Source organism: Luteimonas salinilitoris (genome assembly GCF_041300785.1).
GTDB classification, from domain to species: Bacteria; Pseudomonadota; Gammaproteobacteria; order Xanthomonadales; family Xanthomonadaceae; genus Luteimonas; species Luteimonas salinilitoris.
The window spans coordinates 20,067-40,000 of the sequence record NZ_JBFWIB010000022.1; the positions used below are offsets into that span (position 1 = coordinate 20,067).

The 19,934-nt window shown below is 69.1% G+C and carries 18 protein-coding genes and 1 riboswitch; of the genes, 11 read left to right on the forward strand and 7 right to left on the reverse strand.

The window, feature by feature from the left end; genetic code table 11:
- The first annotated feature begins 165 nt into the window (after nt 1–165).
- The 5 genes from AB5T46_RS19085 to dusB all read left to right on the forward strand — a co-directional run bounded on the left by AB5T46_RS19085 (nt 166) and on the right by dusB (nt 7,013).
- Nucleotides 166–1,461, forward strand: a complete 1,296-nt coding sequence (locus AB5T46_RS19085; protein WP_370565689.1) for a NupC/NupG family nucleoside CNT transporter — start codon at nt 166–168, stop codon at nt 1,459–1,461.
- 107 nt (nt 1,462–1,568) lie between these two features.
- The gene (locus tag AB5T46_RS19090; protein ID WP_370565690.1) at nt 1,569–2,549 is read left to right on the forward strand and encodes a PfkB family carbohydrate kinase; all 981 of its coding nucleotides are present in this window, start codon (nt 1,569–1,571) and stop codon (nt 2,547–2,549) included.
- Between the two features lie 144 nt (nt 2,550–2,693).
- A complete protein-coding gene (locus AB5T46_RS19095) occupies nt 2,694–4,829 on the forward strand; it encodes a TonB-dependent receptor (protein WP_370565691.1) in 2,136 nt (711 codons plus the stop codon).
- Nucleotides 4,829–5,950 carry a PepSY-associated TM helix domain-containing protein gene (locus AB5T46_RS19100; RefSeq protein ID WP_370565692.1) on the forward strand — a complete coding sequence of 374 codons (1,122 nt, stop codon included), beginning with the start codon at nt 4,829–4,831 and terminating at the stop codon, nt 5,948–5,950. Before AB5T46_RS19095 ends, AB5T46_RS19100 begins: the two co-directional genes overlap by 1 nt.
- Nucleotides 5,951–6,017: 67 nt before the next feature.
- Nucleotides 6,018–7,013: a tRNA dihydrouridine synthase DusB gene (gene dusB, locus AB5T46_RS19105; protein WP_370565693.1), complete on the forward strand. Its 996-nt coding sequence runs from the start codon at nt 6,018–6,020 to the stop codon at nt 7,011–7,013.
- Nucleotides 7,014–7,348: 335 nt separating this feature from the next.
- On the opposite strand, the gene AB5T46_RS19110 is transcribed toward dusB, so the two are convergent.
- The 3 genes from AB5T46_RS19110 to olsF form a co-directional block, all read right to left on the reverse strand.
- The gene (locus AB5T46_RS19110; protein ID WP_370565694.1) at nt 7,349–8,407 is read right to left on the reverse strand and encodes a metal-dependent hydrolase; all 1,059 of its coding nucleotides are present in this window, start codon (nt 8,405–8,407) and stop codon (nt 7,349–7,351) included.
- A 321-nt stretch (nt 8,408–8,728) separates the two neighbouring features.
- Nucleotides 8,729–9,544, reverse strand: coding sequence for a UDP-2,3-diacylglucosamine diphosphatase (locus tag AB5T46_RS19115; protein ID WP_370565695.1), 816 nt, complete (start codon nt 9,542–9,544; stop codon nt 8,729–8,731).
- Nucleotides 9,541–11,262, reverse strand: coding sequence for a bifunctional ornithine lipid synthase OlsF (olsF, locus tag AB5T46_RS19120; RefSeq protein ID WP_370565696.1), 1,722 nt, complete (start codon nt 11,260–11,262; stop codon nt 9,541–9,543). The genes AB5T46_RS19115 and olsF overlap by 4 nt, the downstream gene beginning before the upstream one ends.
- 252 nt (nt 11,263–11,514) lie before the next feature.
- Here olsF and metK point away from each other — a divergent pair, with 252 nt between their 5' ends.
- From metK to ahcY, 6 genes are all read left to right on the forward strand, one after another.
- A complete protein-coding gene (metK, locus tag AB5T46_RS19125; RefSeq protein WP_370565697.1) occupies nt 11,515–12,732 on the forward strand; it encodes a methionine adenosyltransferase in 1,218 nt (405 codons plus the stop codon).
- Nucleotides 12,733–12,741: 9 nt separating this feature from the next.
- Nucleotides 12,742–12,999 (forward strand): hypothetical protein, encoded by a 258-nt coding sequence (locus AB5T46_RS19130; protein WP_370565698.1) that lies wholly within the window; start codon nt 12,742–12,744, stop codon nt 12,997–12,999.
- Between the two features lie 73 nt (nt 13,000–13,072).
- Nucleotides 13,073–13,804, forward strand: a complete 732-nt coding sequence (locus tag AB5T46_RS19135; protein WP_370565699.1) for a peptidase — start codon at nt 13,073–13,075, stop codon at nt 13,802–13,804.
- A 115-nt stretch (nt 13,805–13,919) separates the two neighbouring features.
- The gene (locus AB5T46_RS19140; protein ID WP_370565700.1) at nt 13,920–14,747 is read left to right on the forward strand and encodes a C2 family cysteine protease; all 828 of its coding nucleotides are present in this window, start codon (nt 13,920–13,922) and stop codon (nt 14,745–14,747) included.
- A 64-nt stretch (nt 14,748–14,811) separates the two neighbouring features.
- Nucleotides 14,812–15,456 carry a hypothetical protein gene (locus AB5T46_RS19145; protein ID WP_370565701.1) on the forward strand — a complete coding sequence of 215 codons (645 nt, stop codon included), beginning with the start codon at nt 14,812–14,814 and terminating at the stop codon, nt 15,454–15,456.
- A 133-nt stretch (nt 15,457–15,589) separates the two neighbouring features.
- Nucleotides 15,590–15,699, forward strand: a riboswitch (S-adenosyl-L-homocysteine riboswitch).
- A gap of 50 nt (nt 15,700–15,749) precedes the next feature.
- A complete protein-coding gene (gene ahcY / locus AB5T46_RS19150) occupies nt 15,750–17,204 on the forward strand; it encodes an adenosylhomocysteinase (RefSeq protein ID WP_370565702.1) in 1,455 nt (484 codons plus the stop codon).
- Nucleotides 17,205–17,553: 349 nt separating this feature from the next.
- Here ahcY and AB5T46_RS19155 read toward each other — a convergent pair whose 3' ends face one another.
- From AB5T46_RS19155 to AB5T46_RS19170, 4 genes are all read right to left on the reverse strand, one after another.
- A complete protein-coding gene (locus tag AB5T46_RS19155; protein ID WP_370565703.1) occupies nt 17,554–17,862 on the reverse strand; it encodes a putative quinol monooxygenase in 309 nt (102 codons plus the stop codon).
- Between the two features lie 120 nt (nt 17,863–17,982).
- A complete protein-coding gene (locus AB5T46_RS19160; RefSeq protein WP_370565704.1) occupies nt 17,983–18,393 on the reverse strand; it encodes an SRPBCC family protein in 411 nt (136 codons plus the stop codon).
- 319 nt (nt 18,394–18,712) lie between these two features.
- Nucleotides 18,713–18,982, reverse strand: coding sequence for an XAC0095 family protein (locus tag AB5T46_RS19165; protein ID WP_370565705.1), 270 nt, complete (start codon nt 18,980–18,982; stop codon nt 18,713–18,715).
- Nucleotides 18,983–19,373: 391 nt separating this feature from the next.
- Nucleotides 19,374–19,817 (reverse strand): hypothetical protein, encoded by a 444-nt coding sequence (locus tag AB5T46_RS19170; RefSeq protein ID WP_370565707.1) that lies wholly within the window; start codon nt 19,815–19,817, stop codon nt 19,374–19,376.
- Between the last annotated feature and the right edge of the window lie 117 nt (nt 19,818–19,934).

The following is a 19,934-nucleotide window of genomic DNA, read 5'->3' on the forward strand; positions in this document are numbered from 1 at the left end:
GTAGGCCGCGATGACGGCTACGATGCCACGCGGCTTGCCGCCGCTCCCTGGCCCACGGCTCCCACTCTCGTTTCTCACTCCTCGTTTCTCGCTCCTCCCCAGTTGCCCCCACACCCCCCCTCGCCTACCCTGCGCCGACGCGATTTCGACGCTCAGGGGCAACGGATGGAAGGTTTGACGCGGGTCAGTTTCGGCCTGTTGGGTCTTGCGGTGCTGCTGGGCATTACCTGGCTGTTCTCCAACAACCGCCGCCGGATCGACTGGCGGCTGGTGGGCATCGGCCTCGCGCTGCAGATCGTGATCGCCTGCCTGGTGCTGCTGACGCCCTGGGGCGCGCGGGTGTTCGATGCGCTGTCGTCGGGCTTCGTGACCCTGCTCGGCTTCACCACCGAGGGCGCGCGCTTCATCTTCGGCGACTTCACCGACCCGGAGAAGTTCGGCTTCGTGTTCGCCTTCCAGGTGCTGCCGACGATCATCTTCTTCGCCAGTTTCATGAGCGTGCTGTACCACCTGGGGGTGATGCAGAAGATCGTGCAGGGCATGGCGTGGGTGATCACCAAGCTGATGCGCGTGTCCGGCGCGGAGACGCTGTCGGTCTGCGCCAACGCGTTCATCGGCCAGACCGAGGCGCCGCTGGTGGTGCGGCCGTACATCGCCGGCATGACGCCGTCGGAGCTGCTGACGCTGATGGTCGGCGGCATGGCGACGATCGCCGGCGGCGTGCTCGGCGCCTACGTGCTGCTGCTGGGCGGCGGCGACCCGGTGCAGCAGGCGGTCTACGCCAAGCACCTGATCACCGCCAGCATCATGGCAGCGCCTGCGACGATCGTGATCGCCAAGATCCTGGTGCCGGAGACGCAGGAGCCGCTGACCCTGGGCAGCGTGCGCGTCAACGTGGAGAAGACCACCGCCAACGTGATCGACGCCGCCGCCGCCGGCGCCGCCGACGGCCTCAGGCTGGCGCTGAATGTCGGGGCGATGCTGCTGGCCTTCATCGCCCTGATCGCGCTGCTCAACGCGCCGCTGGTATGGCTGGGCGAATTGACCGGGCTGCAGGAGGCGCTGGGCCGGCCGACCGACCTGTCCGCGCTGCTGGGCTGGGTGCTGTCGCCGCTGGCCTGGCTGATCGGCGTGCCGTGGCAGGACGCGGCCACCGTCGGCGGGTTGATCGGCACCAAGGTGGTGCTGAACGAATTCGTCGCCTACGTGCAACTGGGCGAGATCCTGCGCGGCAACGTCGAGGGCGTGTCGCTGACCCCGCAAGGCACGCTGATCGCCACCTATGCGCTGTGCGGTTTCGCCAACTTCAGCTCGATCGCGATCCAAATCGGCGGCATCGGCGGCATCGCCCCGGAGCGCCGTGCCGACCTTGCCCGCTTCGGCCTGCGCGCGGTGCTCGGCGGCTCGATCGCGACCATGATGACCGCCACCATCGCCGGCGTGCTGACGCTGTTCGCCTGAGCACGGCACCGCGCCCACGCGGTCCGCGACCGCGTCGTCGACCGACGGCGACGCGCTTGCGTACGATCCATCCCCTCCACCGTCGTTCACGGGAATCTTCACCGACCATGGGTTCCGTTCTCGTCATCGGCTCGTTCAATGTCGACCACGTCTGGACCAGCGACCGGCTGCCGCGGCCGGGCGAGACCCTGAGCGGCCGCTACAGCAGCGGTCCCGGCGGCAAGGGCTTCAACCAGGCCGTGGCCGCGCGCCGCGCCGGCGCCGCGACGCGTTTCGTCTGCGCGCTGGGCGGCGACGGCGGCGGCGATCTCGCCCGCGCACTGGCCGCCGACGACGGGATCGACCTGCGCGAGCTGCGCAGCGAGGCGCCGACCGGCACCGCCGGCATCTACCTGGACGAGGCCGGCGGCAACAGCATCGTGATCGGCGCGGGCGCCAACGCCGACCTGTCGGCCGCATTCGTGACTGCGCAGGCCGGCGCCTTCGCCGAGGCCGCGGTGGTACTGACGCAGCTGGAATCGCCCGCGGCAGCGGTGCTGGAAGGCCTGCGCCGCGCCCGCGCCGCCGGCGCCGTCGCGCTGCTCAATCCGGCGCCGGCCAATGCCGCGGTCGCCGCCGACCTGCTGGCCGCGACCGACATCCTGACGCCGAACGAAACCGAATTCACCGGCCTGCTGGCGCGCAGCACCGGCACCCGGGTCGCCGACGATGCCATCGCCGCCACGCCCGACGACCGCCTGCACGACTGGTGCCGTGCCCTGCTGCCGCACGGCATCGTGGTCATCACCCTCGGCGGCGCCGGCTGTTTCGTTTCCCACGCCGACGACGCGCGTCGTGGCGAAGAGGCCGCCTGCTACCGGCTGCCGGCGGCGCCGGCGCGTGTCGTCGACACCACCGGCGCCGGCGACGCCTTCAACGGCGCGCTCGCGGCGGGACTGACGCAGGCGCCGGCAGCGCCGTTCGCCCAGCACGTTCGATTGGCGACCCATTACGCTGCGCTGTCTACCGAACGCGCCGGCGCCGCCGCGGCGATGCCGTCTGCGGCGCAGTTGCGCGAGCGGTTCGGCGAGTTGTTCTCGGCGGGCTGAGTTTTCACGGCTCCGCGCGTTCCCTGCGCGCGGGCAGCGCCGTCGTAGATCGCGGTACCAGCCCATGGGCCAACCGCGCAACCGCTATTAATCGAGAATGCTTCGCATTAACATGCGCATCCTCCCCGCACCCGAAACCGCGCCATGCCCCCACGCACCCCGCTTGCCTGCGCCCTGTTCTTCGCGCTGGCAGGCCAGACCGCCCTCGCCCAGCAGACCACCTCCAGCGACGACATCGCCGAGCTCGACCGCATCACCGTCTCGGCCAGCACCAGCCGCATGCCGGATTCGGAGGCCGCGCTGCCGAACACGATCACCGTGATCGACCGGGTGCAGCTCGAGCAGCAGCTGGCAGTCACCCAGGACCTCTCCCAGGTGCTGTCGAACCTGATCCCGGCGTTCTCGCCCTCGCGCCAGAAGATGACCAGTTCCGGCGAGTCGCTGCGCGGCCGGCAGCCGCTGTACATGGTCGACGGCGTGCCGCAGTCGACCCCGCTGCGCGACGGCGGCCGCGACGCGCACACCATCGATCCGGCCATGATCGAGCGGATCGAGGTGATCCACGGCGCCAACGCGCTGCAGGGCCTGGGCGCCTCCGGCGGCATCATCAACATCATCACCAAGCGCGCGCCGCGCCGCGACGGCGACCGCTTCCACGAGGTCGGGCTCGGCGCCAGCACCGCGCTGCCGGGCGAGAGCGACAGCGACGGCTACCGCGCCTCGTACCTGTTCGGCACCCGCCGCGGCGCGTTCGACTTCGTCGGCGGCCTCTCCTACACGCGCGAGGGCCTGTACTACGACGGCGACGGCCGCGCGATCGCGGTCAGCGGCGTGCAGGGCGACCTGATGGACACGCGCGGCCACGACCTGTTCGCCAAGGCCGGTTGGAACATCGACGACGACCGCCGCCTGCAGCTCACCGCCAACCGCTACCGGCTGCAGGGCAACGGCGACTACGTCGCCGTCGACGGCGACCAGCAGCTCGGCATCCCGGCGACGTCCGTGCGCGGCGACCAGGAGGGCGAGGCGCCAAGCAACCGCTCGACCTCGCTCACCCTCGACTACACCGACCGGGCCCTGGCTGGCGGCTACTTCCAGGCGCAGCTGTACTGGGTCGACTTCGAGGCCCTGTACGGCGGCAGTTACTGGGGCGACTTCTTCGGCGACGACCCGGACGCTGACTGGTTCGACCAGTCGCAGAACGCCTCGGAGAAGAGCGGCGGCAAGTTCAGCTGGTCGCGCGGCGACATCGCCGGGCTGCCGTTGCGGCTGACCCTGGGCCTGGACCTGGCGCGCGACAAGACCTACCAGGAACTGGTCGTGAGCGACCTCGACTGGGTGCCGCGCACGGTCTACAGCGCGTGGTCGCCGTTCGTGCAGGCCGAATGGTGGCTCGGCGAGCGGCTGATGCTGACCGGCGGCCTGCGCCACGAGCGCGGCAAGCTGGAAGTCGACGACTTCACCACCCTGCCGGTCTACAACGGCGGCCAGTTCGTCGCCGGCGGCTCGCCCAGGACCAGCGAGACCCTGCCCAACTTCGGCGCGGTGTGGGAGGCGACCGACGCGCTGAAGTTCTATGCCTCGTACTCGGAGGGCTACACCGTGGCCGACGTCGGCCGCGTGCTGCGCGCGATCGACACGCCGGGCCAGCGCGTCGACGCCCTGGTCGACCTGTCCCCGGTGGTCGCCGACAACCGCGAGATCGGCATCGACTACGACGACGGCCGCTGGCTGCTGCACCTGGCCGCGTACTGGTCCGAGTCCGACCTCGGCTCGCGCCTGGACTTCGATCCGGTCGCCGGCGTCTACAACGTGAGCCGCGAGCGCACCGAGATCGACGGCATCGAAGGCAACGTCGCGTTCCGTTTCTCCGACGACGGCCGCGTCGGCCTCGGCTACGCCACCGCCGACGGCCGCTACGACAGCGACGGCGACGATCGCGTCGACAGCGACCTGCCGGGCATCAACATCAGCCCCGACCGCATCACCGCGTTCTGGGAGCAGGCCTGGACGCCGTCGGTCGCCACGCGGCTGCAGGCCAGCCACGCCCGGGACCGCGACTTCGATACCCGCGGCGTGCGCACCGCGCGCTTCGAGGGCTATACCACGCTCGACCTGCAGGCGCGCATCGCGCTGCCGGTGGGCGCGCTCAGCCTGGGCGTCGAGAACCTGCTCGACCGGCAGTACATCGGCTACTACTCGCAGACGCGGGCGTCGGACCGCGACTACTTCGCCGGCCGCGGCCGCACGCTCAGCGCGCGCTGGATGCACCGGTTCTGATGGCAGCGGCCGCGCAAGCGCGGCCGCCGCGGCGGCGCCTGCGGGCGGCGCTGGCCTGGCTGCACCTGTGGGTCGGCCTGATCGCCGGCACCGCGTTCGCGGTGGTGGGGCTGTCCGGCACGGTGCTGACCTTCCACGAGGAACTGCTGCTGTGGCAGCAGCCGCAGCTGGCCGGGCACGAGGCGCGCGCCGACGGCGCAGTGCTGGCGCGGATCCTGCAACGCTGGACGCCGCAGGGGCTGGGCAGCGTGCAGCTGCCGCAGGCCGACGGCCTTCCGGTCTGGCAGGGATACTTCGCGGACGGGCGCCGCGGCTACTTCGCACCGGAGGATGGACGGCTGCTGCTGTTGCGCAGCGCCGACCACGACGGGCTGCTGTGGCTGCACGAACTCCATACCGACCTGCTCGGCGGCGAGATCGGCCACCAGGTGCTCGGCGTAGTCGGCTGGATCGCCCTCGGCCTGCTGCTGACCGGCCTGTACCTGTGGTGGCCGAGAACGGGCCGCGTGCTCGCCCACCTCAAGATGCACCGCGGTCCACCGGTCCGGCGCTGGCTGAGCTGGCACCGCAGCGGCGGCGTCCTGCTGCTGCCGCTGCTGCTGCTGGTGACGCTGACCGGCGTCGGCATGATCTACCATGCGGCGGCGCGCACGGCATTGACCACGGTGTTCGGGGGCGGCGCTGCACCGGCGCCGCCGCAGCGCGCCGTCCCGACCGATGCGCCGGTGGACTGGACCCGGGTGCTGGCGACCGCACAGGCCGCGCTGCCGCACGCGCACCTGCTCCGCACCGCCGCGCCGGCCTCCGGCGACGACGCGATCGGCTTCCGTGCCCGTACCCTGGGCGAATGGCACCCGAACGGGCGCAGCCTGGTCTTCGTCGATCGCGCCGGCGGCGAGGTGCTGCTCGCGCACGATGCCACCGCGCAGCGTCCCGGCGCGCGGATGACCGAGGCGATCTACCCGCTGCACATCGGCGCGGTCGGCGGCGCGTGGTATCGCTGGGCGGTGGCGCTGTCGGGCCTGCTGCCGGCGGCGCTGCTGGTCACCGGTTTCCTGTTCTGGCACCGGCGGCGGCAGGTACGGCAGCAGGACCGGGCCGCTCATGGCCGCCTGCCGTAGGGCGTACCACCTGCGGCCGCACGCGAGGTCGAGGCGACCGCAGTCGCCCACCCGTACAATGCCCGCCATGCGCATCGGCCCGTACGCCATCGTTCCCCGGGTGATCCTCGCGCCGATGGCCGGGGTCACCGACAAGCCGTTCCGCCAGCTGTGCAAGCGGCTCGGCGCCGGGCTGGCGATGTCGGAGATGACCACCTCGGATCCGCGCTTCTGGAATACCCGCAAGTCGCGGCACCGCATGGACCACGCCGGCGAGCCGGACCCGGTCGGCGTGCAGATCGCCGGCACCGTGCCGCAGGTGATGGCCGAGGCCGCCCGCTACAACGTCGATCACGGCGCGCAGATCATCGACATCAACATGGGCTGCCCGGCGAAGAAGGTCTGCAACGCCTGGGCCGGCTCGGCGCTGATGCAGGACGAGGCGCTGGTCGGGCGGATTCTCGACGCGGTGGTGAGTGCCGTCGACGTGCCGGTGACGCTGAAGATCCGCACCGGCTGGAACGCGGACCACCGCAACGCCCCGGCCATCGCCCGCATCGCCGAGAGCGCCGGCATCGCCGCGCTCGCGGTGCACGGCCGCACGCGCGACCAGCACTACGCCGGCAGCGCGGAGTACGACACCATCGCCGCGATCAAGGCGGCATTGTCGATTCCGGTGATCGCCAACGGCGACATCGACTCGCCGCACAAGGCGGCCGAAGTGCTGCGCCGGACAGGCGCCGACGCGGTGATGATCGGTCGCGCCGCGCAGGGGCGGCCGTGGATCTTCCACGAGATCGCGCACTACCTGGCGACCGGCGAACAGCTGCCGGCGCCGTCGCTGGCCGAAGTCCGCGACGTGCTGCTCGGCCACCTGCGGGCATTGCACGCCTTCTACGGCGAGCCGGCCGGAGTGCGCATCGCCCGCAAGCACCTGGGCTGGTATGCGAAGGACCGGCCTGAGAACATCACCTTTCGCGCCGTCGTCAACCGCGCCGAGAGCGCCGAGGCGCAGATCGCACTGACCCGCGACTACTTCGACGCGCTGATCACCGGTCGAGCGCCGCTGCCCGCGGCCGCCTGAACGCGGGCGTCGGCATGTTCGATCAACCGACATGCTCTCCCCCGTAGGAGCGCGCCATGCGCGCGATACCGCCGCCGTGTGACGATGCGGCCGCGGCTTCGGACAGGCTGCGGTTGCCGAAGCCGCTTGGCTGGGCCGACGATGTCGGCATCGCGCGCATGGCGCGCAGGCCGAGATGTTCCTTCGTCCTGTGGGAGCGACGGAAGTCGCGACACCGGCAGGCAAGAGACAGCCATGCGAACGGACGCGCGCGCCGTGACTTCACGGCGGCATGCCGCCGCCACTCCCACAAGGGCCGTTCAGCCGTAGCGGGCGCATCCGACGGCCCACGGACGCTATCGGATCGCACCTTCCGTGGCGCCCTCATGCGCGTCCAGGCTGCCGTCCGCAGCGGGATCTTTCCAGATCCGCGCCCACATCTCGCCCAGCCGCCGGCGCGCCTCCCACGGCCATGACAGCTGCTCTGGCGGAATCGGCCGCCAGTCCTCACCGTCGTGCTCGGCCACGGCGAAGTTGAAGCTGTAGTCGGGCTCGGCGCCCATGCGCAGGTCGCTCAGCACCAATCGCCCGTCGCGGACCGCGGCCTTCATGAAACCGTGGTTGAACCAGGCCAGGCGCCGTACCGCCGGCAGCTCGGCGATCTGGGCGAACGCCGCGGTCTCTGACGGGTAACGGCGAAAGCGCATCGGCCCGCGATCGGCAACCAGCGAGCGCTCGCCCTCGACGAAACCGTCCGGCGTCATCGCCACGACCCGCCAGAGCAGCGTGTTGAACGGCATCGGCACCGAAAAGCGCGGCGCATCGGCCAGGCCCATGCCGGCCAGGGCACGCCCGGCGTCGCGCTCCACCATGCCCTTGGCCAGCAGCGACCAGCCGAGATAGGCCGAGCTCAGCGCCAGTCCGAGCACGAGTACGTGCTGCGCGGCCGGGCGCGCGCCGGCGAAGGCGGCCACCAGCACGCCGAGGAACAGCCACAGCGTGTACATCGGATCGATGATGAACACGCTCGACCACATCACCGGCGGCAGCGGCAATGGCCACAGCAGCTGGGTGCCGTAGACGGTGAAGGCATCGAGCAGCGGATGCGTGACCAGCGCCAGCTGCATCGCCCAGAACCAGCGCGTCGGTGCCTCGGCGACGCGGCCGTTGCGTCGCCGGAACACGGCCCAGATCGCCCAGGCCACGAACGGCAGCACCAGCAGCGAATGACTGAGACCACGGTGCAGCGTCATCAGCGACACCGGATCCTCGGTCAGCAGCATGATCGGGAACGAGTCGAGGTCCGGCAGCGTGCCGAGCGCGCCGCCGGCGAGCAGCGCGGCACGGCGATGGTGCTTCGGTACCACCGCCGCGGCGACGGAGGCGCCGAGCAGAATCTGGGTGATCGAGTCCATGGCGCGATGCTAGCAGGCAACAGTGCAGCGTACGCCGCCTGAGGCGGCATGCCGCCGCATGCAACAGCGGCGCCTCCGCAGGCCGTAGAGCCGAGCTTGCTCGGCTGCGCTTGGCGGGGAAAAGCAGCGGAGCAAGTTCCGCTCTACGGGTGACACCGTCGCGGGCGACGATACTCGCACCACGCGCGGCAGCGGCACCTCCGCAGACCGTAGAGCCGAGCTTGCTCGGCTGCGCTTGGCGGAGAAAAGCGGCGGAGCAAGCTCCGCTCTACGCAGTGATACCGTCGCGGGCGACAACACTCGCGTCGCGGACGAAGGCGCTCAGGCCGCGCGCGGCAGCGGCGCCTCGTCGGCCACCAGGCGCAGGCGCGGCAGCACCTCGGCCAGGACTTCGCCGCGGTGCGAGAGCAGGCGCAGACTGCCGTCGCTCTCCTCGACCAGCGCGGTCAGGCTCTCCACCCAGTCGCCGTCGTTGGCATAGACCAGGCCGTCGCGCTGCAGCAGCGCGGCGCGATGGATGTGCCCGCAGACGATCCCGTCCAGCCCGCGCCGGCGCACGTCGTCCAGCCCCGCCTGCACGAAGCGTTCGATGTAGCGCTCGGCGGCGCCGCTCTGGCGCTTGAGGAACTCCGACAGCGACCAGTAGCGTCGCCCCAGCCGCCGGCGGACATGGTTCAACACCTGGTTGCCGGTGAGGATGCGGTAGTACAGCCAGTCGCCGAACTTCTCCTGCAAGCCGCCGAAATGGGTAATCGCGTCGTAATCGTCGCCATGGGTGACGAGCAGCCGGCGGCCGTCGGCAGTGGTGTGGATGGTGCGCCGGCGCAACTGCATCGCCGGCAGCACCAGTCCGCAGAAGCGGCGCACCGCGCGGTCGTGGTTGCCGGGCACGTAGATCAGCTCCGCCCCTGCGCGGTGCTGCGCGTGCAATGCCTCGATCACCCGCTGCTGCGCCGCCCCCCAGCGCGCGCGCCGTTGCGCCATCCACCAGAGGTCGACGATGTCGCCGACCAGGTACAGCCGCTGGCAGCGCACGCTCCCCAGGAACTCCGCCAGCTCGGCGGCGTGGCAGTGCTTCGAGCCCAGATGGATATCGGACACGAAGACCGCGCGCCGCATCGGTTTCATTGCGCTCATGCCATCACCTCTTCCCCGTTGGGGCACGTGGCCCCGCCCTTCCCCAGATAACGCTGTCGCTTCTTCGGCCGCAGCCGCTGCATGTCGACCTCGATCAGGCCGTCGATCGAGTCGCTGAAGTCCGGATCGATGCCGAACGCCAGGAACCGCGCCCCGCCCGGTTCGCACAGTTCGGTGTACTGCTTGTAGAGCGTCGGCACCCCGGTGCCGATCGCGGCCAGGTTCTGCCTGAGCACGCGGAACGCCGTGTCCGCGTCCAGTTCGCCGAAGCAAGGCGGCGCTGCGAAATAGCGGAACGGCCGCGGCGATGCCGCCAGCGGCTCGTCGCTGCCGTAGTAGCGCTGGTAATAGGCGACCAGCTGCTCGCGCGCCGCCAACGGCAGCGCCGCGCTGATCGACACCGCCCCGTACAGGTAGCGCACCCGCGGCCAGCGCCGCAGGTAGGCGCCGATCCCCTGCCACAGGTAGTCGAGGCTGCGGCTGCCCCAGTACTCCGGCACCACGAAGCTGCGCCCCAGCTCCATGCCCTCGGCCAGCCGCGGGATCGCATCGTCGGCATAGCGGAACAGCGAGGCGCTGTAGAGGCCGCCGAGCCCGTGCCGCGCCAGCAGCGGCGCGACGCGGGCGACGCGGTAGGCGCCGGCGATCCGCGACCGTGCCGCATCCCAGACCAGGATGTGCTCGTAGTGGGCGTCGAAGCGGTCGAGGTCGCGGCGGCGGCCGGTCCCCTCGCCGACCTTGCGGAAGGTCAGCTCGCGCAGCCGGCCGATCTCCAGCAGCAACGGCGACTCCGCGCTCCCCTGCAGCAGCCGGATCTGCATGCCGTCGGCGGTCGTTCCCAGCAGTTCGCTCGCCGCGAGCGCGCGCCGCAGCCGTCGCGGGTCGAGTGCCGGCGCCAGCGCCTGCGGCGCGGCCGGTGCCCGCCGTTCGCGGCCGAGCGCGTACAGCGTGGCGCGGATCCGGCGCAGCACCGATCCCGCATCGCCGTCACCGACCTGCAGCGGCTGCCCGATGCGCAGCTGCAGCGGCCGCGACCGCCGCGCGAACATTTCCCGCGCCAGCAGTGCGGTGGCCGCCGGCTTGTACAGCACCGAGGTGCCGTAGAACAGGGCCGAATTGCGCGCCACGATCCGCACCGGCAGCACCGGCGCCGCCGCCGCCCGCGCATAGCGCACCACCCCCTTGCGCCAGCGCCCGTCGCGCACCCCACGCCACCCGAGCCGCGAGACCTCGCCGGCAGGAAACACGATCACGCACTGTCCGGCCTGCAGCGCCTGCCCCACCGCGCGCAGGCTCGCGGCGTCCGCGCGGCCGCCCAGGACCCGCACCGGCAGCAGCAGCTCCTCGAGCGGCGCGATCGTGGACAGGAAGTCGTTGGCGACGATCCGCACGTCGCGCCGCACCCGCCCGATGCAGTCGAGCAATGCCAACGCATCCAGCGCCCCGGACGGATGGTTGGCGACGACCAGCAACCTCCCCGTCGCCGGGATCCGTACCAACGCATCCTCGGCCACGTCGTAGCGCGCCTGCAGGAAGCGCAGCGTGGCGGCGACGAAATCGAAGCCGCGCAGGTGGCCGTGCGCGGCCAGGAACGCGTCGATGTCCTGCAGCCGCGACCAGCGGCCCAGCGTGCGCAGCAGCGGCCGCGCGAAGCCCGCGCGACGGCCGCGGAACCAGTGCGGGAAGCGTTGTTGCAGGCGCTGTTCCAACTGGAGCATGGGAGCGAGAGGGTCGGCCCAGACGGCCGCCAGCCTGCGCCGGGGCGAAGACAGCCCGGTTGCGGTTTTGCTGCGCGGCGGTGACAGCGGTCCCGCCGCGTCGCATAAAGGTCAAGGTCCATGGATCCCCGCCTTCGCGGGGATGACGGCGCGGGCGGGCCTGCCGTGCGCACGCGCCAACGGCTGCGGTATCATGCCCGGCCATCTTTTCATCCGAATCAAGGGATGCGTCCCTTCCAGGAGCCCGTGACGATGTCCAGCTATCTCTTCACCTCCGAATCGGTCTCCGAAGGCCATCCGGACAAGGTCGCCGACCAGATCTCCGACGCCGTGCTGGATGCCATGCTGACCCAGGACAAGCGCGCGCGCGTGGCCTGCGAGACCATGGTCAAGACCGGCGTGGCGATCGTCGCCGGCGAGGTGACGACCTCGGCATGGGTGGACCTGGAGTCGCTGGTGCGCAAGGTCATCACCGACATCGGCTACGACAGCTCGCAGGTCGGTTTCGACGGCGAGACCTGCGGCGTGCTCAACCTGATCGGCAAGCAATCGCTACATATCGCCCAGGGCGTGGACCGCAAGAAGCCGGAGGAACAGGGCGCTGGCGACCAGGGCCTGATGTTCGGCTACGCCTGCAACGAGGCCCCCGAGTACATGCCGGCGCCGATCTACTACGCCCATCGCCTGGTCGAACAACAGGCCAAGGTGCGCAAGAAGAAGAACTCGCCGCTGCCGTGGCTGCGCCCGGACGCCAAGAGCCAGGTGACCCTGCGCTACGACAACGAGAACCGCATCGTCGGCCTGGACGCGGTGGTGCTGTCGACCCAGCACGCTCCGGGCGTGCGCCAGAAGGACCTGGTCGAGGCGGTGCGCGAGCACGTGCTCAAGCCGGTGCTGCCGAAGAAATGGCTCGACGGGCTGTCGAAGAAGAAGCTGCACATCAATCCCACCGGCATGTTCGAGATCGGCGGCCCGGTCGGCGACTGCGGCCTGACCGGGCGCAAGATCATCGTCGACACCTACGGCGGCATGGCCCGCCACGGCGGCGGCGCGTTCTCCGGCAAGGACCCGTCCAAGGTCGACCGCTCCGCCGCTTACGCCGCACGCTACGTCGCCAAGAACGTGGTCGCCGCCGGCCTGGCCGACAGGTGCGAGGTGCAGGTCAGCTACGCCATCGGCGTGGCCGAGCCGACCTCGATCTCGGTCACCACCTTCGGCACCGGCCACATCAGCGACGACAGGATCGAGAAGCTGATCCGCGCCCACTTCGACCTGCGCCCCTACGGCATCGTCAAGATGCTCGACCTGATCCACCCGGTATACCGCCCCACCGCCGCCTACGGCCACTTCGGCCGCAAGCCGAAGGACGTGAGCTACGTCGACGGCGCCGGCAAGAAACAGACCGCGACCGCCTTCTCCTGGGAGAAGACCGACCGCGCCGAGGAACTGCGCAAGGCCGCCAAGCTGTAGGAGCGCGCCATGCGCGCGATGCCGCGGGCAATTCGCCGTCCGCGGATCGCGGCGACCGGCGCGCCTGCCGGTCCGCGATTGCGGCGTCCGCCGGATGCTGTCGGCATCACCGGCATCGCGCGCATGGCGCCGGCCTGCGACCGCTCCATCGGCAGCGGCCCGGCGCCGTACCTGCAGGGCGCCATGGCGCGCCTGGCGTTCGGCAACGGGATCCACCGCCGGCGCATGGTCTCGCCGGACGACAGCCAGTCGCAGGCCATGTCGTGAACGGGTTCCCGCGCTGCCCGCCACCCGCTATCTTCTCGCCCCTCGTGCACGCCCCTGCGGATACCCTGCTGCGATGACCTACTGTGTCGGACTCAACCTGGAACAGGGGCTGATCTTCGCCTCCGACTCGCGCACCAACGCCGGCGTCGACGACATCGGCCGTTTCGGCAAGATGCGCGTCTTCGCCAACGACGGCGAGCGCGTCATCGTCACGCTGTCGGCCGGCAACCTCTCGGTCACCCAGAACGCGCTGAACCTGCTCGATCACCGCGCCACGCACGACGCCTCGCAGCCGGGACTGATGAACGCGAAATCGATGTTCGAGGTCGCCACCCTGGTCGGCGACGCGATGCGCGAGATCCGCGCCCGCGACGAGTCCTACCTGCGCAGCAGCAACATCGACCCGAACGCCTCGTTCATCCTCGGCGGGCAGATCGCCGGCGAGAGTCCGCGCCTGTTCCTGGTGTATTCGGAAGGCAACTTCATCGAGAGCCTGGCCGACACGCCGCTCTTCCAGACCGGCGAGACCAAGTTCGGCCGGCCGATCCTCGACCGCGTGATCACCCCGCAGACCTCGTTGTCCGAGGCCGCCAAGTGCGTGCTGGTCTCGTTCGACTCGACCATCCGCTCCAACGTCTCGGTCGGCACGCCGATCGACCTGCTGGTCTACCGCCACGACAGCCTGCAGCTGGGCGTGCAACGCCGGCTGGAGGAAGACGACCCGTACTACGGCGAGATCCGCCGGCAGTGGAACGACAGCCTGCGCTCGGTGCTGCAGACCCTGCCGGACCCGGACTGGCTGTAGCCGAACGCCGATCCGGAGCGGATCGTCCTCCCTCGGATAGGGCCAACCCCAGCTTGTCCGGCGCAGATGCCGGCCGCTAGAGTTGTCCCGGCTCCCATCCTCAGAGGCATTCCCCATGTCGCTCGACCAGGTTTCCTGGGCACCTCCCTTGCGGCTGCCTGGCGCGGACGCCACGGCAGGCGAAGTCAAGAATCCCTGCGACGACGGCGACTGCAGGCCGATCGAGGGCGAGACCACGCCCTTCGCTCAGGGCACGGGCGATCCTCACGCAGTAGCGCCCAACGACGTGCGCCAGGGCCAGATGAACAATTGCTTCCTGGTCGCGGCGATGTCGGCGGTGGCCGAGCAGGATCCCGGCGCGATCGAGGAGATGATCCGGGACAACGGCGACGGCACCTACACCGTCACCCTGCACCAGTACGACAAGGGCGGCCTGTTCGGGATCGGCTCCGGCTGGGAGGAGGTGCAGATCACCGTGACCGCCGAGTTCCCGGAGAGCGCCGCGCAGGCCTCCGGCGACGTCGCCGACGACGCGCAGGAGATCTGGCCGCAACTGATCGAAAAGGCCTACGCGCAGCTGACCGGCGGTTACGGCGGGTTCGAGGCCGGCGGCAGCCCCGCCGATGCGCTGTCCGCGCTCACCGGTGAGTCGGCCGACTCGCGCCCTCCGGGCGATCTCGGCTTCGAGGACCTGCAGGCAAGCTTCGAGGACGGCGACGCGATCACCTTCCTGGCGCCGGAAACCTTCGAGGGCGAGGCAGCGCAGTTGGCGCAGGAGCACAACGTGGTGGGCTGGCACACCTACTCGGTGAGCGACGTCTTCGTGCAGGACGGCGTGCAGATGGTCGAGCTGCGCAATCCCTGGGGCAGCGGCGACGTGACCCTGCCCTATTCCGAAGCGCAGCAGATCTTCCTGTCGATCTCCGACGTGCCGCGCGATTGACGCGGCCTCGCCCAGCGGCGATGGTAGCCACGGCTGCCACACCGGAACCGGGCGCATGCGACGCATGACGCGATCCACCCTCCTCCTGCTCGCGGGCGCATGCCTGACCGCGGCGCAGGCACTGCAGGCCGCGCAGCCGCAACCCGACCGGCGGACATCCGAGATGAGCGATGTGATCGAACTGACCCAGGGCATCCCCTGGAGAAACGGCGAAGCGGCGCTGGGGCTGAGCAACGTCTTCGTGGATGGCGGCGCGCCGCGCGCGCAACTCAGCTTCATCGACGCCCCGTCCGGCGACCCGGACGTCACGCTCGCCAGCGGCGCGGTGCTGCCTGTGGGCGGACGCTTCGTGCAGGTGGGCGCGATCGTCCCCGCCGCCGGGGGGACGCGCGCCACGATGCAACTGCAGCCGGTGGCGGACGCCGGCGGCATCGCACCGCCGGACGCCGGCCACCCGGTCCTGCTCCAGCAGGGGCGGCTCCGCACCGGCGGCGGCTGGATCGCCGCCATCGACATCGCTCCCGATGTGGCCACCGTCGAACGCTGGCCGCTCGGCCAGGCCCGTTCGCGGCTATCTTCGGACGCGGTGGAAACACGGACGCTGCGCGTTGGCGACACGCTCGACACCGGCGACGCGCAGCTGCGCGTGCTGCGCATCCAGCCCCCCGCGGGAGAACTGCTGGGGTTCGTGGAACTGGTCGCCGACTGACGCCCGCCCGACCAGCGACCGGGCCCGCGCCACCGGGCCACGAAACCTGGCGCATTCCCCAGTCGCGCCGCCCCTGCGGAGACCGCACCGCCCGGTCATCTTTCCATCCGCAAGAAGCGATACAATCGTCGCGCCCATCGAGGGGCGCTGCGACCGTGCCATTTGCGATTGATCCGCGATCATTCCGCAACAGGCGCACGGCCAGGCTCGATGGGTTCCACGCAACAACGGCGCCCGGTTGCCTTCACCCGCCCCACCGCACGCGGCAGGGGCCACGAACCGGAGCAGAACCCATGAATGCTGTCGCCAAGCCAGCCGACACCACCCAATCCAGCGGTGACTACCGCATCGCCGACATCTCCCTGGCCGACTGGGGCCGCAAGGAGATCGACATCGCCGAGCACGAGATGCCGGGCCTGATGTCCATCCGCCGCAAGCACGCCGCCGACGCGCCGCTCAAGGGCGTGCGCGTCACCGGCTCGCTGCACATGACCATCCAGACCGCGGTGCTGATCGAGACCCTGAAGGACATCGGCGCCGACGTGCGCTGGGCCTCGTGCAACATCTTCTCCACCCAGGACCACGCCGCCGCGGCCATCGCCGCCACCGGCACCCCGGTGTTCGCCTGGAAGGGCGAGACGCTGGAGGAGTACTGGGACTGCACGCTCGACGCGCTGAGCTTCCCCGACGGCAAGGGCGGCTTCCTCGGCCCGCAGATGGTGGTCGACGACGGCGGCGACGTGACCTTGCTGATCCACCAGGGCTTTGAACTCGAGAACGGCAGCGACTGGGTCGAGTCGCCCTCGGGCAGCCCCGAGGAGCAGGTGATCAAGAACCTGCTCAAGCGCGTCGCCAAGGAGCGCCCGGGCTTCTGGACCACCGTGGTCAAGGACTGGAAGGGCGTGTCCGAGGAGACCACCACCGGCGTGCACCGCCTCTACCAGCTGGCCGAACAGGGCAAGCTGCTGGTGCCCGCGATCAACGTCAACGACTCGGTCACCAAGAGCAAGTTCGACAACCTGTACGGCTGCCGCGAGTCGCTGGCCGACGGCCTGAAGCGCGCGATGGACGTGATGCTGGCCGGCAAGGTGGCCGTGGTCTGCGGCTACGGCGACGTCGGCAAGGGCTCGGCCCACAGCCTGCGCGCCTACGGCGCCCGCGTGATCGTCACCGAGATCGACCCGATCTGCGCCCTGCAGGCGGCGATGGAGGGCTACGAGGTGACCACGATCGAGGACACCCTGGGCCGCGCCGACATCTACGTCACCACCACCGGCAACAAGGACATCATCACCCTGGAGCACCTGCAGGCGATGAAGGACCAGGCCATCGTCTGCAACATCGGCCACTTCGACAACGAGATCCAGGTGGAGCCGCTGAAGGCGCTGGACGGTGTGGAGAAGATCAACATCAAGCCGCAGGTCGACAAGTTCGTCTTCAAGAACGGAAACGCGATCTTCCTGCTGGCCGAAGGCCGCCTGGTGAACCTGGGCTGCGCCACCGGCCACCCCAGCTTCGTGATGTCGAACTCCTTCGCCAACCAGACCCTGGCGCAGATCGACCTGTGGGCCAACAAGGACCTGTACGACCCCAAGGTCTACATCCTGCCCAAGCGGCTCGACGAGGAAGTCGCCCGCCTGCACCTGGACAAGATCGGCGTGAAGCTGACCAAGCTGAGCAAGGAGCAGGCCGAGTACCTCGGCGTGCCGGTGGACGGCCCGTTCAAGTCGGAGCACTACCGGTACTGATCGGCGAATCGATCATCGCTGCAAACCAAAACGGGCGCCGCAAGGCGCCCGTTCTACGTTCACGGCCACAAAAAAGCCGCCTGCACGAATGGCCCCTACCCAAGGTCCTTCTGCCCGCTTGCGCGGACATGCAAGCCATCAGCCGGGCGCCCAGACATCATCCGTAGGAGCGCGCCACGCGCGCGATACCGCGGGCATCATGCCGCCACGCAACTCCGTCTACCGACGCACCTTCCGGTTCGCGCCGCGATCGCCGACAACCAGGACCGGAGACGTCGCCGGCATCGCGCGCATGGCGCGCTCCTACGAAGCAGCGGCGCCGGCTAGTGACGCCGTCCTGTTCGAGTTGCTAGGCACCCTTCGACCATACCGGCGTCAACGCCGTCACCTGCGGAGGCCCGGAAAGCAACGGCTCCACCTCCTTCAGGTACTCGGCATAACCCGCCGTCTTCAGGAACTCCTGCGACGCCTCGGCGCTCGCGTATTGCTGGAACGCGTAGATCGAATCCGGATCCGCGTTGTCGAAACAATAGAAATAGGCGGTATGGCCGGGATTGTCCGACACGGCTGGCGCCATGTGCCGCTCCCATACTTTCCGGACCTCGTCCCGGCGCCCAGGCTGCGTCTTGTGCTTGATGATGAGTGCGAAAGAAGTCATCTCGATTCCTGCGGTTGCGTGGGTGAGGCCCGACGGCCGTATCAAGCCGATCCGCGAAGAGGATGGAACTCCACCCGCGAGCCTGTGGTGAAGAAGTGCCTCGATGCCTCCGCCTTCCGCTCAGCCCTTGGCCTCCGCATACCGCCCGAAGTTATCCAGGATCGCCTGCCAGCCCTGCCGCTGCACCTCAGGCGAATTCTCGCTCTCCGTGTCGAACGTCTCCTTCACGAGCACGCCTTCAGGGCGCTCCACGAACTCGACCTCGACCTCGCGCCCGTCGCTCATCCGGTACTCGATGGCCTGCTTCGGCACGACGCGGGTGTAGGTGCCCTCGAAGTCGAAGCCCACGCTGCCGTCCTTCGCCTCCATGCGCGCCCGGAACTTGCCGCCTTCGCGCAGATCGACGGCGCTCTCGGTCGTGTGCCAGTCGTCCTGGGGGGCATTCCACTGCTTGATGGCTTCCGGGTCGTTCCAGGCCTCCCAGGCCTTGCCCGGTTCGGCCTTGACGAGGGTCTCTACGGTGATCTTCATGGTGTCTCCTTGTGATGATGATGAGAGTGGGTGCGACATCCATTAGACGAACTGGGTGAGGGGAATTCGACAGCGGCTGCATCGGGTTCTGCAGGGCGCCTGCGATCCATGGACTGAGAGTTGGCAATGCAATCAATCACCGCCCGAAGATGCGGACACGCTTCGCCAGGTTCCCCCGGCCAATCCGTGGCGATCGACCATACGATCGGGCGCGGCCGTAGTGCCCAGAAGAAGCGGATCCATATCACTTGGTGCCGGACACGCGGCCGGCGGTAAAGGTGGCCGGACACCGGCACTAGTTCCGCCGCGGATGTCTGCGCTAGGCGGCCGGTGGAGCCTCCGGCCAGCGGACCTGCCGCAGAGTGTGATCGAGCCGGTCGGCCAATTCCTGGAAGCAATGCGCCAACGCCACGGGCTTGAGCGACAGCTCGGCCTCAGGCAGATCGTCGTGAGGGGAACGTGGTGCGGTCAGGCGGGCCAGCAGGTGCAGGTGCTCACTGGTCTGGATCAAAGTCAGATGGGCGTCCTCGGGCAGCAGGTAGCCTTCGGACGCGGGGCGGGACGGTTCACTTCCTTTGTGCTTGCGCATGTGATGCTCCCAGGCAGCCGTGCCGGATTGCGGCGGGTGCCGCAAGGTGTCGGGAGGTTCGAAGCCGCATGGAAGTAGGCGTCGGCTTATCGGCGACCAATGCCGAGCACCTGTTTCCGTGCCGGGCTTACGAATGGCAACGACACGATGGCCTCTTGCGCCATACCACGCTTTGTGAGCAGCAGCACGCCTCCTCGGCCAAATCCTAGCACCGCCGAGCGCTGTGACCACGCCCTATAAGGACACCCTCTATGCGTGACATTAGCGCTCATCGCGGATGGCGACAGACCCCAGAACGATCTTCGGTCAGCGCCTCGCGGAAGCCCGCTTCGGTCTGCTTTTTCGGAACGGGGCGAACAGTCGCGGTGCTCGTGTGAGGCCTAACGCTTATTCATTGCATTGATCTAACAATCTGAAGCCCTTGCTGAATTCCCCAAGCCATCGCTGCGGCCATACCGATCTGAGCGACTAGTGTGCTAAGCATAATGTTTAGCATAACTCGCCACTTGTTCCGCTTCAGAAGGCGCCACAACATTGCTCTGCTTTGGCGCGAGGTCTTAAGTAGACGCCTCGATTTTGCCATTACTGCATTAATCGGTTTTAGTGAGGCTTCAGAGTAGCTCTCTATAAATTGAATGGTATTCGCAATCAATGAAAGCATCCATACGGAAAAGCAGAGGTAGAAAATGACGGTGTTCTTCCAGTTTCCCAGGTCCCACGTAGAAAGATCGAGCCTTGATAGCGCCGTCAAGGTTACAGCTAGAATCAAGGCTTGAGGCGTAAGATTTCTCAGGAACTCAAGAAATGCAGGTCTTCCTTCGCCAAGGATGCTCATGTGAAATATAACGCCTCATGTCGTGCCGCGAAGCGGCGTCGGCTTGGACGAATTGTTAGCCGCTGCGGGTTAACAAAGTAAGTGCAACACCCGCGCCACCCGGGAATGCAGAGGTGA

Excerpts from the sequence above, each read along its gene's own strand:
- AB5T46_RS19085 (WP_370565689.1), top strand. The coding sequence starts at position 166 with ATGGAAGGTTTGACGCGGGTCAGTTTCGGCCTGTTGGGTCTTGCGGTG.
- AB5T46_RS19090 (WP_370565690.1), top strand. The coding sequence starts at position 1,569 with ATGGGTTCCGTTCTCGTCATCGGCTCGTTCAATGTCGACCACGTCTGG.
- AB5T46_RS19095 (WP_370565691.1), top strand. The coding sequence starts at position 2,694 with ATGCCCCCACGCACCCCGCTTGCCTGCGCCCTGTTCTTCGCGCTGGCA.
- AB5T46_RS19100 (WP_370565692.1), top strand. The coding sequence starts at position 4,829 with ATGGCAGCGGCCGCGCAAGCGCGGCCGCCGCGGCGGCGCCTGCGGGCG.
- dusB (WP_370565693.1), top strand. The coding sequence starts at position 6,018 with ATGCGCATCGGCCCGTACGCCATCGTTCCCCGGGTGATCCTCGCGCCG.
- AB5T46_RS19110 (WP_370565694.1), bottom strand. The coding sequence starts at position 8,407 with ATGGACTCGATCACCCAGATTCTGCTCGGCGCCTCCGTCGCCGCGGCG.
- AB5T46_RS19115 (WP_370565695.1), bottom strand. The coding sequence starts at position 9,544 with ATGAGCGCAATGAAACCGATGCGGCGCGCGGTCTTCGTGTCCGATATC.
- olsF (WP_370565696.1), bottom strand. The coding sequence starts at position 11,262 with ATGCTCCAGTTGGAACAGCGCCTGCAACAACGCTTCCCGCACTGGTTC.
- metK (WP_370565697.1), top strand. The coding sequence starts at position 11,515 with ATGTCCAGCTATCTCTTCACCTCCGAATCGGTCTCCGAAGGCCATCCG.
- AB5T46_RS19130 (WP_370565698.1), top strand. The coding sequence starts at position 12,742 with ATGCGCGCGATGCCGCGGGCAATTCGCCGTCCGCGGATCGCGGCGACC.
- AB5T46_RS19135 (WP_370565699.1), top strand. The coding sequence starts at position 13,073 with ATGACCTACTGTGTCGGACTCAACCTGGAACAGGGGCTGATCTTCGCC.
- AB5T46_RS19140 (WP_370565700.1), top strand. The coding sequence starts at position 13,920 with ATGTCGCTCGACCAGGTTTCCTGGGCACCTCCCTTGCGGCTGCCTGGC.
- AB5T46_RS19145 (WP_370565701.1), top strand. The coding sequence starts at position 14,812 with ATGACGCGATCCACCCTCCTCCTGCTCGCGGGCGCATGCCTGACCGCG.
- ahcY (WP_370565702.1), top strand. The coding sequence starts at position 15,750 with ATGAATGCTGTCGCCAAGCCAGCCGACACCACCCAATCCAGCGGTGAC.
- AB5T46_RS19155 (WP_370565703.1), bottom strand. The coding sequence starts at position 17,862 with ATGACTTCTTTCGCACTCATCATCAAGCACAAGACGCAGCCTGGGCGC.
- AB5T46_RS19160 (WP_370565704.1), bottom strand. The coding sequence starts at position 18,393 with ATGAAGATCACCGTAGAGACCCTCGTCAAGGCCGAACCGGGCAAGGCC.
- AB5T46_RS19165 (WP_370565705.1), bottom strand. The coding sequence starts at position 18,982 with ATGCGCAAGCACAAAGGAAGTGAACCGTCCCGCCCCGCGTCCGAAGGC.
- AB5T46_RS19170 (WP_370565707.1), bottom strand. The coding sequence starts at position 19,817 with ATGAGCATCCTTGGCGAAGGAAGACCTGCATTTCTTGAGTTCCTGAGA.